The sequence below is a fragment of the Achromobacter sp. genome (assembly GCF_036567245.1).
Classification (GTDB): domain Bacteria; phylum Pseudomonadota; class Gammaproteobacteria; order Burkholderiales; family Burkholderiaceae_B; genus Achromobacter.
On sequence record NZ_DATCUY010000284.1, the window covers coordinates 1 to 9386 of the forward strand.

Consider the following 9386-nt stretch of genomic DNA (forward strand, 5'->3'; position numbering starts at 1 on the left):
AGCGGCGCGCCGGCCAGGCCCGCGCGGATCTCGCGGCGCAGCGCCAGGCACTCGTCGTAGGTATCGACCAGTTCGCGCAACCGCGTCATCAGGCTGGCCAGCAACACGTCGCGCCAGGTGGAACGGCTGTCGATCGCGGGCGTGAGCCGGGTCGCCGCGGCGCGCAACTGCACCGCGGTTTCGTGCGTGGCCTGGGCGCCGGCATTGATCCATTCGGAGATGTCTGCCAGCAGGGCCGAAACCGGCGCCGGCAGCGGCTGGCCGCCGGCCTGCAGGGCGCGCATGCGATCTTCCACGGCCGACACGGTGGGCGTCAGGGCCGCGATCTGGTCCTGCATGGCCCGTACGGCGCCGGAGGTCCAGCGCAGGTTGCTGGTGTCGAAAGGCACGTGGGTGGACATCAGGCGCAGTTGGGTGATGTCGTTGGCCAGCACGCGGCGGTCGCGGTCCTTCTGTTCGGTGGCCTGGCCGCTGAGCGTGTCGTGCATCCAGTTGCGGGCGTCGCGCACGGCCTTGTCCAGCATCAAGGTCAGGGCGGGCGCCAGTCCGCGCGGCAGCACGATGCTGTGGATCAGGGTGGCGCAGACGATGCCCAGCGTGATTTCCTCGACGCGGGCGAGCGCGGTGTCGAACACCTGGGCAGGGGCCGTCACGCTGGGAAAGCCGATCATGGCGGCGGTATAGCCCGCCAGCATGAACAGGTACGAACGCGGGGTGCGGTCCAGTACCGACAGGTACAGGCAGGCGCCCACCCACAGCACCATGGCGGCGGTCATGACCACCGGAGAGTTCGACAGCCGCGGCACCATGTATACGGTGGCGGCCGAGCCGAAGAAAGTGCCGGCCAGGCGGTACAGCGCCTTGGAGCGAACCGCGCCCGACCAGGGCTGGGCCACCACATAGGCAGTGGTCATGGCCCAGAACGGACGCGGCAAACCCATGCTGTAGGCCAGGTAGAGCGCCATGATGGCGCTCAGATAGCTCTTGAGCGAGAAGATGCTTTCGCGGACGTTGGGGAGTTTCACGCTTGTTCGTCCTGTGGCTGGGCGCCCGCGCCGCCGCGGCCCAGGGTCACTTTCAGGCTGTCGAAGACCCGCAGGCAGGCTTCCAGATCCGCTTCGCTCACGCCCCGGAACAGGCGGCGGCGCAAATCGACCAGGACGTCCTCGACCGTGGCGCGCAGCGCCTGGCCGGCGTCGGTCAGGTGCAGCGTCTTGGCGCGGCGGTCATGCGGGTCTTCGCGGCGTTCCATCAGGCCGGCGGCCACCAGTTGGTCCAGCACCCGCACCAGCGAGGGGCCTTCCACGCCCAGCGCTTCGGCCAATGCGCCCTGGCGCACGCCGTCTCCCAGCCGGCCGGCCAGGATCACGGGCCAGGCGGTGGCTTGGGACAGGCCGTAGTCGGCCAGGGCTTTGTCGGCGGCGCCGCGGTAGGCGCGCGACAGCACCATCAGGGCAGAGGTGGTGGCCATGAGCTGGGAGTCGGTGGGCGTGTTCATGGAATAGATTGTATCCTATCTATTAGCTTACTAATAATTGAAAATGGCGATTATCTCCATGGATTTTCTCAATCGGGAAAATAGGGGGCGGGTTTTCCGTCTATGGAAAACCGAAGGTCAGGGGGGGCCGTGTTGAGGGAAAGACAGGCGCGGCAGCGGCGGCCGCGCCCCGGCGCTCAGCCGTTGCAGTCGGCCCAGCAGTTGGGCGTTTCGTACAGGCGCACGCGGGTCAGCCGCAGTTCGGCGCCATAGTGGCCGTGGTAGTGCGGCGCCAGGGTCTCGAAGACGATGGCGGCCAGGTTTTCGGCCGTGGGGATGCGGTCCAGCACCACGGTCTTGTGGCCGGGCAGGCTGTCCAGGAAGCCGCGCACCGCGGCGTCGCCCTCATAGACCAGGAAGGCATGGTCCCAGACGTCCACGATGTGGGTCTTGGCGATGTGCTTGATTTCGGAGAAATCCATCAGCATGCCGTTGTCGGATTCGCCGGGCGCCTGCACCACGTCGCCGGTCAGGGTGATTTCCAGCACATAGCGGTGGCCGTGCAGGTTGCGGCACTGGCTGCGGTGGTCGGGAATGCGGTGGCCGGCGTCGAACTCCAGCCTGCGGGTCACGGAAATCATGGCGCGCTCCGCAGGGGGCAAGGGTAAATCATGGAATGCCTATGTATTTGTGGGTCTGCAGGCTGAGCCGCCATTGCGGGTGCTGCATACAGTACTGGACGGCTTGCTCGGTGTTGGCCGCGCGCGCGGGGCCGTCCATGGGTTGCAGGAAGAAGTGGTCGAAGTCCAGATGCGCAAAGGCTTCGGGGCGCGCGTTGGCTTGCGGATAGACCAGCTTGAGCTCGTCGCCGTGTTCCAGGACCACGGGCGCCGTGCCCTTGGGGCTGACGCAGATCCAGTCGATGCCGGCGGGCGGCTTGATGGTGCCGTTGGTTTCGATGGCCACGGTGAAGCCGCGCGCATGGACCGCGGTGAGCAGGGGCGCGTCCAGCTGCAGCAGCGGTTCGCCGCCGGTGAAGACTACGTAGCGGTCTTCAGCGCCGGGGCCCCAGGCGGTGGCGATGGCGTCGGCCAGCAGCTCGGGCGTGGCGAACTTGCCGCCGCCTTCGCCGTCGGTGCCGATGAAGTCGGTGTCGCAGAAGGTGCAGGCGGCGCTGGCGCGGTCGCTTTCGCGGCCGGTCCAGAGGTTACAGCCGGCAAAGCGGCAGAAAACCGCCGCGCGGCCTGCGTGGGCGCCTTCGCCCTGCAGCGTCTTGAAGATTTCTTTGGCGGAATAAGTCATGGTGGTGCCGGCGGCCGGATAAGGCCGGACCTCGGATAAATCAGGCAAAAGCGCATTATTTTACTTTGCGCGGCGCATCTATACTTGCGGGCTATGTTTCACGTCCAAGATTCCATCTACCTCGATGAACGCGAACTGGCGTTCACCATGATCCGCGCCCAGGGCGCGGGCGGCCAGAACGTCAACAAGGTGTCCAGCGCCGTGCACCTGCGTTTCGACGTGCGCGCCTCCAGCCTGCCCGAGGAAATCAAGGAAGCGTTGTGCGCGCTTAGCGACCACCGCGTCTCCAAGGACGGGGTCATCGTCATCAAGTCGCAGGCCTTCCGCAGCCAGGAAAAGAACCGGGCCGAAGCCATCGAACGCCTGATCGCGATGGTGCGCGCGGTGGCGCGTCCCGACAAGCCGCGCCGCCCGACCAAGCCGACCCGCGCCTCGCAGCGCCGGCGCGTGCAGCGCAAGGTGCTGCACGGCGAAGTCAAGCGCCTGCGCGGCCGGGTCCAGGGAGACTGACCGTGGCTGACCCGCGCCGGCGCTACCTGTACACGTTGGGCGTGCTGTTCGCCGTCATCTGGACGGCGCTGGCCATCGCGCCGCACGACCGCGCGGATTGGGCGCTGGAGAACGCGTTGGTGCTGGCCTTTGGCGCAGCGCTGTTCTTCACGCGCCGCTGGTTCGTGTTTTCGCGGACCTCGTACACGCTGATCTTTCTCTACCTGTGCCTGCATGCGGTCGGCGCGCATTACACCTATTCGCTGGTGCCTTATGACGATTGGTGGCGGGCGCTGACAGGCCACGGCTTCAACAGCATGGTCGGCTGGGAACGCAATAATTTCGACCGCGTGGTGCATTTTTCCTATGGCCTGCTGCTGGCCTATCCCATCCGCGAGATCTTCCTGCGCGTGGTCGAGGTGCGCGGCTTCTGGGCCTACTTCCTGCCCATGGACGTCACGCTATCGACCTCGGCGCTCTACGAACTGTTGGAATGGGGCGCCGCCGCCACCGTGGGCAGCGAGCTGGGCGCGGCCTACCTGGGCACGCAGGGCGACATCTGGGACGCGCAGAAGGACATGGCGCTGGCCGCCGCCGGCGCCGTCATTGCCATGGCCATCACCGCGCTGGTCAACCGCCGCGCCCGCCGCGATTTGGCTCGCGACTGGGCCGACAGCCTCAAGCCGCGCCGCCAGCCGGGCGGGTAATCGCAGAACGCTTGGGTCATGCGGCCATATAGCCCTGACCGCCACAGGGGCATGACTATATATCGAATAGTTCCGATATAAGATTCGATAAATTGCGATATTTGAATATGACTGCCTCCACTTCCAGCCCAGATCCCGCCGCCGCTGTACCGGCCATCGACGCCGACGCAATCCTCAAGGCGCTGGCCAATCCGGTGCGGCGCGACATCCTGGCGTGGCTGAAGACGCCGCATGCGTACTTCGAGGAACGCCCGGGCCATACCTTCGAGCATGGCGTATGCGCGGGCCACATCGATGAACGCTGCGGGCTGTCACAGTCCACCGTGTCCTCGCACCTGGCCGTCCTGCAGCGCGCGGGCCTGATCTCGGCAACCAAGGCGGGGCAGTGGATTTTCTATCGTCGCAACGAAGCCGTCATCGCCGCGTTCCTGCGGCGATTGAATCAGGATATGTAGCCCCGCTACGCCGCCAGCGGCCCCTGAGCCGGGGCCAAGGATTTACGCATGAGCCAACTTTTTGAACCCACGCGCGCAGGCGATCTGTCGCTGCGCAATCGCATCGTCATGGCGCCCATGACGCGCATGCATTCCAGCCCGGGCCGCGTGCCCAATGAGCTGATGGTCGAGTACTACACCCAGCGCGCCGGCGCCGGCATGATCCTGACCGAAGCCACGGCCGTCACGCCGCAAGGCGTGGGCTATGCCGATACGCCGGGACTGTGGACCCCCGAGCAGGTCCAGGGCTGGCGCAAGGTCACGTCTTCGGTGCACCAGGCCGGCGGCCTGATCGTGGCGCAGCTCTGGCACGTGGGCCGCATTTCCGATCCCATGTTCCTGGACGGCGACCTGCCCGTGGCGCCCAGCGCCATCGCCGCCCAGGGTCACGTCAGCCATGTGCGCCCGCAGCGCGCCTACGTCACGCCGCGCGCGCTGGAAACCGCCGAAATTCCGGGCGTGGTCGAGGCCTATCGCCATGGCGCGAAGATGGCCATGGAGGCCGGTTTCGATGGCGTGGAAGTGCATGCCGCCAACGGCTATCTGCTGGACCAATTCCTGCAGGACAGCACCAACCACCGCACTGACGCCTATGGCGGTTCCCTGGAAAACCGCGCGCGGCTGCTGCTGGAAGCGGTCGATGCCTGTATAGCGGTGTGGGGCGCGGGCCGCGTGGGCGTGCACTTGTCGCCGCGCGGGGATATCCACACCATGGGCGATTCCAATCCGGCCGCCACGTTCGGTTATGTGGCGCGCGAACTCGGCAAGCGCGGCATCGCCTTCCTGTGCGTGCGCGAGTACGAAGCCGCCGACAGCCTGGGCCCGATGCTCAAGGCCGAATTCGGCGGCACGTACATCGCCAACGAGGGATTCGGCCGCGAGTCCGCCGAGGCGGCCATCGTCGCGGGCCGAGCCGATGCCGTGGCCTTCGGCGTGCAGTACATCGCCAACCCGGACCTGGCGCGCCGCTTCGAACTCAAGGCGCCGCTGAACCGGCCCAACCCGGCTACGTTCTATGCGCCGGGTCCGGGCGGCTATACCGACTATCCGGCCCTGGCGTAGGCGACAGGCCGGCTTTCAGAGCACGGCGCGCATCGGATAGGTGAACAAGCCGAAGTGCGCCGCGTTCAGGCCCAGGTGCGCCAGCACCGCCGCGGCCAGGCCGCCGTAGCGGTAGGCCAGGCCGTAGGCCGCGCCCGCCAGGCTGGCCAGCAGCATCCATTGCCAACCGCCCGCGTAATGCGCCAGGCCGAACAGCCCGGCCGCGATGATCAATGCCGCCCGTGGACCCCAGGCGCGGTCGCTCCACAAGGCCGTCAGCCGCTGCTGCAGGTAGCCGCGGAACAGCGCCTCTTCGGCCAAGGTCACCAGCAGAGCGTTGTTGATCAACCAGATCCAGCCCGATGGCGGCCATTTGGGCGCCCAGCCCACCACGCCCAGCGCCAGCGCGCAGCCCAGGCAGACGGCCACTGCAGCCGCGCAGGCCAGGAACGCCGACGACAGCGTTGCGCGAAAATCCGCACCCGCCATCGGCGGCGCCATTGCCAACACCACCCAGAACGCCACCAGCGGTTTGTCCAGATTCAGGTACATGCCGAAAGGCACGGCGTCCGGACTCAGCGGCGCCGGCGCGATGACCTGCGGGTTGTGAAAGCCCGGCAGCAGGTGCAGGAACAGCAGCGCCGCTAGCGTAATAAAGAGCACGTGGCCGGTGGCGCGCGCCGTCGTGTTCGATGCCGGGCGGACCAGCGCAGCGGCCAGGATCAGCAGCGCCGGTCCCGCCAGCGCCATGGGATCTATCGTGCCCTCGGCCCAGGCCCAGGCGTAGGCGGCGGCCAATGGCGCCAGCGCCCAGCGCCGCGTGGCCGGCGGCCACAGCATGGCCGAGGCAAGAAACAGGGCTGACCAGGGATTAAGCAGCGGCATGGGTGTGGGGAACCTCGAAAGCGCTGAGTGTAAACGCGGCCCGGCGCAAGGCGCACGGCCTCGACCCTGCGCCTCATCCCCTGACGCCGCGCCCCGAACAAAGGTATCCTGGCGCCTGCCGGATACCTGGGAGCCAGACTATGAAAATGATCGCGTGGTTGATGTTGGCGGCGGCGGTGCTGCCTTTCGTATCGGCGATAGTCGCCAAGGCGGGCGGACAGAAGTTCGACAACAATGATCCGCGCGCCTGGCTGGCGCGCCAGGATGGCTGGCGGGCGCGCGCCAACGCGGCGCAGACCAATACCTTCGAATCGCTGCCGTTTTTTTATGCAGCCGTGCTGTTCGCGCTGTATACCCAGGCGCCGCCCGCGCATGTCGCTACCTTGATGGCGTGCTGGCTGGGCGTGCGGCTGGGCTACCTGGCCATGTACCTGGCGGGCTGGGGCGCGCTGCGCTCGCTGGTCTGGACGATCAGCGTGGGCTTCATCATCGCGATCCTGTTCTCCGGCGTTTAAGGGGCAGCAGGCATGCGCAGGCGGCGCGTCGCGGCGGTGGCGGCCCTCGCGCTGCTGGGCTTCATCTATCTCAACAACGCCGACCGGACCGTGCCCGATCCCGGCGCGCGGGCGACGCTGCTGGCGCATCGCGGCATCGCGCAGCGCTACGACACCGCGGGCATGGAGCAGGACACCTGCACCGCCACCCGCATCGTCGCGCCCACGCACGGCTATCTGGAAAACACCATCGCGTCCATGCGCGCCAGCTTCGACGCCGGCGCGGACATCGTGGAGATCGACGTCCATCCCACCACCGACGGCCAGTTCGCCGTGTTCCACGACTGGACGGTGGACTGCCGCACCGAAGGCCGCGGCGAGACGCGCACGCACACGATGGCCGAGCTCAAGGCGCTGGACATCGGCTACGGCTATACCGCCGACGGCGGCAAGACCTTTCCGTTCCGGGGGCGCGGCGTGGGCCTGATGCCCACGCTGTCCGAAGTGCTGGAGGCCTTTCCGCGCCAGCGTTTCCTGATCAACGTCAAGAGCCGCGACCCGGCCGAGGGTGCGGCGCTGGCGGCCGTGCTCAATGGCATGCCGTCCACGCGGCGGGCCGACTTCATGGTGTACGGGGGCGAGGAGCCGGTAGGCCGGCTGCGCCAGTTGGCGCCAGGCGTGCGGACGCTGACGCGCTCGGACTTGAAGTCCTGCCTGTTGCGCTATGTGGCCACCGGCTGGAGCGGCCATGTGCCGCAGGTCTGCCGCGGCATGGTGTTGATGGTGCCGGTGAACGTCGCGCCCTGGCTGTGGGGCTGGCCCGGCCGCTTCCTGGAACGCATGGACGCGGCCTGCAGCAGCGCGTTCCTGATCGGCCCTTACGGCGGCGAGGGTTTTTCCACCGGCATCGACACGCCCGAGGACATGCGCCGCGTGCCGGCGGGATACGCGGGCGGAATCTGGACCAATGAAATCGAAGCCGTGGCGCGCGCGTTCAAGCGCGGGCCATGACGCCTGCTACTTCCATTCGAACACGGCGCGCGCGGTGCCCGAGTTCTGCACGGAGACTTCGCGTTGCTGCGCCTGGCCGTTGTAGGTGGCCGAGATCCTGTAGTTGCCGGCAGGCAGCTTCACCAGCATGTACGGGCCTTCGGCGGTGGTCTGCAGCACGGACTTGCCCTGCGCGTCGCTGATGGTGACGGCGACATTGGCAACGTAGTCGGCCTTGCCGTCGCGTTGCGCGGCAAACGTCAGCGCCAGCGGATAGTCTTTGGCCGCGGCCTTCATGGCTTCGGATTCGTCCAGTCCGATGCCGCCGCTGATGTACTGCACCGAGCCTTGCTGCTGCACCGGCGGCAGGCCCGCCTGGGCGGTGGAAAGGATGCCGGCAAAGGCCATGCTGCCCAGCGCCATCGCGGCGGCCATGGTGCAGCGTTCTATACGCTTGTTCATGAGATTCTCCTGAATAGGACGATCTGCGCGCCTGCCCGGCGCGCATGAACATTTCGACCCGCATGCCGGCGCGGAGTTCGCGTCCGCGGGCCTCCGATATCAACCGATTGTTTCCGCAGCCTAAGCAAGCGTACTGCTAGTCGCGCGCCAGGAAAATGTCAGCCGGCTTTCGCCGCTGACTGTGCCGTCCGGGGCAAAGCGCCTTTCATCCAGCTGTCCGGCGCCATCGCCGCGCAGCGCCAGCACGCTGGAACTGCGGGTGCCATAGTTCGGACTGACGATGAAAGGGCTGCTCAATAGTCTTTCCCGATCCAGCGGCAGGCCGGTGGCGGGCAGCTCGGCGTCGCCGGCGGGCTGGCGGTCGGCCAGTGCGGCCATCAGTGCGGGCAGGTCTGGCTGCGGCCCACTGCGCAGCACGGCTTCGAAAGCTGCCTTGGTGCGCGCCAGCTTGGGCCAGGGCGTGTCGAGCAAATGGTTGGACAAGGCATAGACGCCGGGAGCCAGGCGGCGCGGCCCGCCGTCGCGGTTGCTGAGATACCAGGCCTCATGCGCGTCGCCCACGATCAGGTTGAAGCCGTTGTAGGCCTGGCCCGCGGCATGGACCTGCGCCAGGTAGTCGGCGGGGGACGCCGCGCCGCGCAGATAGTCTTCCACCAGCGCACCGCGCGAAGGCGCGTTCTGGATGAGCTTGCCGGGTTCGCGGAAGTTGGTTACCAGGGCATGGCGTCCGCCGGTTGTCGCGCCCATCCAGCTGCCGCCGGCCAGACCGTCGCGGCCCGCATAGACTTCGGGCGCATCGGGCCATTGCGCGGCCGGCAGCGTGGGGCGTTGGTGGAACTCGTCGCGGTTGGCGGCGATCAGGACGGGGATGCCCGGCAGGGCATGCAAGGCCAGTACGGCAAGACACATGGTTCAGACCTGGTTGGCGGGTTTGTGGGGAAGGGCTTTGCCTGGCGTAGCCGCGAAATCCGGGCCGGCCAGCGCGGCGCGCAAGGCTTCGATCTGGGCCGCCACGTCGCGCAGCGCGGGCGCGGACGAGGCGACG

The 9386-nt window shown here is 67.5% G+C and carries 13 protein-coding genes; 6 read left to right on the plus strand and 7 right to left on the minus strand.

All coding sequences use genetic code 11. The features are described from left to right. From VIR09_RS12645 to queE, 4 genes are all read right to left on the minus strand, one after another. The coding region (locus tag VIR09_RS12645) for an FUSC family protein (RefSeq protein WP_332013181.1) at positions 1 to 1025 on the minus strand (1025 nt) is incomplete at its 3' end. Continuing rightward, positions 1022 to 1498, minus strand: coding sequence for a MarR family winged helix-turn-helix transcriptional regulator (locus VIR09_RS12650; protein WP_332013182.1), 477 nt, complete (start codon positions 1496 to 1498; stop codon positions 1022 to 1024). The genes VIR09_RS12645 and VIR09_RS12650, both read right to left, overlap by 4 nt. Positions 1499 to 1674: 176 nt before the next feature. Beyond that, positions 1675 to 2118, minus strand: coding sequence for a 6-carboxytetrahydropterin synthase QueD (gene queD / locus VIR09_RS12655; RefSeq protein WP_164793776.1), 444 nt, complete (start codon positions 2116 to 2118; stop codon positions 1675 to 1677). A 28-nt stretch (positions 2119 to 2146) separates the two neighbouring features. Continuing rightward, positions 2147 to 2779 (minus strand): 7-carboxy-7-deazaguanine synthase, encoded by a 633-nt coding sequence (queE, locus tag VIR09_RS12660; protein ID WP_332013183.1) that lies wholly within the window; start codon positions 2777 to 2779, stop codon positions 2147 to 2149. 93 nt (positions 2780 to 2872) lie between these two features. On the opposite strand from queE, the gene arfB reads away from it, so the two are divergent. The 4 genes from arfB to VIR09_RS12680 all read left to right on the plus strand — a co-directional run bounded on the left by arfB (position 2873) and on the right by VIR09_RS12680 (position 5531). Beyond that, positions 2873 to 3289: an alternative ribosome rescue aminoacyl-tRNA hydrolase ArfB gene (arfB, locus tag VIR09_RS12665; protein ID WP_332013184.1), complete on the plus strand. Its 417-nt coding sequence runs from the start codon at positions 2873 to 2875 to the stop codon at positions 3287 to 3289. 2 nt (positions 3290 to 3291) lie between these two features. Further along, positions 3292 to 3975 (plus strand): DUF2238 domain-containing protein, encoded by a 684-nt coding sequence (locus tag VIR09_RS12670; RefSeq protein ID WP_332013185.1) that lies wholly within the window; start codon positions 3292 to 3294, stop codon positions 3973 to 3975. Between the two features lie 107 nt (positions 3976 to 4082). Beyond that, on the plus strand, positions 4083 to 4430 hold the full coding sequence (locus VIR09_RS12675) for a metalloregulator ArsR/SmtB family transcription factor (RefSeq protein ID WP_332013186.1): 348 nt from the start codon (positions 4083 to 4085) through the stop codon (positions 4428 to 4430). A gap of 48 nt (positions 4431 to 4478) precedes the next feature. Continuing rightward, positions 4479 to 5531 (plus strand): alkene reductase, encoded by a 1053-nt coding sequence (locus VIR09_RS12680; RefSeq protein WP_332013187.1) that lies wholly within the window; start codon positions 4479 to 4481, stop codon positions 5529 to 5531. Between the two features lie 15 nt (positions 5532 to 5546). Here VIR09_RS12680 and VIR09_RS12685 read toward each other — a convergent pair whose 3' ends face one another. Further along, a complete protein-coding gene (locus VIR09_RS12685; protein ID WP_332013188.1) occupies positions 5547 to 6395 on the minus strand; it encodes a CPBP family intramembrane glutamic endopeptidase in 849 nt (282 codons plus the stop codon). A 140-nt stretch (positions 6396 to 6535) separates the two neighbouring features. Between VIR09_RS12685 and VIR09_RS12690 the strand changes: the two genes are divergently transcribed. Next, positions 6536 to 6910, plus strand: a complete 375-nt coding sequence (locus tag VIR09_RS12690) for an MAPEG family protein (protein WP_332013189.1) — start codon at positions 6536 to 6538, stop codon at positions 6908 to 6910. A gap of 12 nt (positions 6911 to 6922) precedes the next feature. Then, positions 6923 to 7900 carry a glycerophosphodiester phosphodiesterase family protein gene (locus VIR09_RS12695; protein ID WP_332013190.1) on the plus strand — a complete coding sequence of 326 codons (978 nt, stop codon included), beginning with the start codon at positions 6923 to 6925 and terminating at the stop codon, positions 7898 to 7900. Positions 7901 to 7906: 6 nt separating this feature from the next. Here VIR09_RS12695 and VIR09_RS12700 read toward each other — a convergent pair whose 3' ends face one another. After that, on the minus strand, positions 7907 to 8341 hold the full coding sequence (locus VIR09_RS12700; protein ID WP_332013191.1) for a carboxypeptidase-like regulatory domain-containing protein: 435 nt from the start codon (positions 8339 to 8341) through the stop codon (positions 7907 to 7909). Positions 8342 to 8461: 120 nt separating this feature from the next. After that, positions 8462 to 9250 carry an NRDE family protein gene (locus VIR09_RS12705; protein WP_332013192.1) on the minus strand — a complete coding sequence of 263 codons (789 nt, stop codon included), beginning with the start codon at positions 9248 to 9250 and terminating at the stop codon, positions 8462 to 8464. Between the last annotated feature and the right edge of the window lie 136 nt (positions 9251 to 9386).

What these genes read in the sequence shown, in the direction of transcription:
- arfB (WP_332013184.1), top strand. Translation starts at nt 2,873, where the DNA reads ATGTTTCACGTCCAAGATTCCATCTACCTCGATGAACGCGAACTGGCG.
- VIR09_RS12685 (WP_332013188.1), bottom strand. Translation starts at nt 6,395, where the DNA reads ATGCCGCTGCTTAATCCCTGGTCAGCCCTGTTTCTTGCCTCGGCCATG.
- VIR09_RS12695 (WP_332013190.1), top strand. Translation starts at nt 6,923, where the DNA reads ATGCGCAGGCGGCGCGTCGCGGCGGTGGCGGCCCTCGCGCTGCTGGGC.
- VIR09_RS12675 (WP_332013186.1), top strand. Translation starts at nt 4,083, where the DNA reads ATGACTGCCTCCACTTCCAGCCCAGATCCCGCCGCCGCTGTACCGGCC.
- queE (WP_332013183.1), bottom strand. Translation starts at nt 2,779, where the DNA reads ATGACTTATTCCGCCAAAGAAATCTTCAAGACGCTGCAGGGCGAAGGC.
- VIR09_RS12680 (WP_332013187.1), top strand. Translation starts at nt 4,479, where the DNA reads ATGAGCCAACTTTTTGAACCCACGCGCGCAGGCGATCTGTCGCTGCGC.
- queD (WP_164793776.1), bottom strand. Translation starts at nt 2,118, where the DNA reads ATGATTTCCGTGACCCGCAGGCTGGAGTTCGACGCCGGCCACCGCATT.
- VIR09_RS12700 (WP_332013191.1), bottom strand. Translation starts at nt 8,341, where the DNA reads ATGAACAAGCGTATAGAACGCTGCACCATGGCCGCCGCGATGGCGCTG.
- VIR09_RS12650 (WP_332013182.1), bottom strand. Translation starts at nt 1,498, where the DNA reads ATGAACACGCCCACCGACTCCCAGCTCATGGCCACCACCTCTGCCCTG.
- VIR09_RS12690 (WP_332013189.1), top strand. Translation starts at nt 6,536, where the DNA reads ATGAAAATGATCGCGTGGTTGATGTTGGCGGCGGCGGTGCTGCCTTTC.
- VIR09_RS12705 (WP_332013192.1), bottom strand. Translation starts at nt 9,250, where the DNA reads ATGTGTCTTGCCGTACTGGCCTTGCATGCCCTGCCGGGCATCCCCGTC.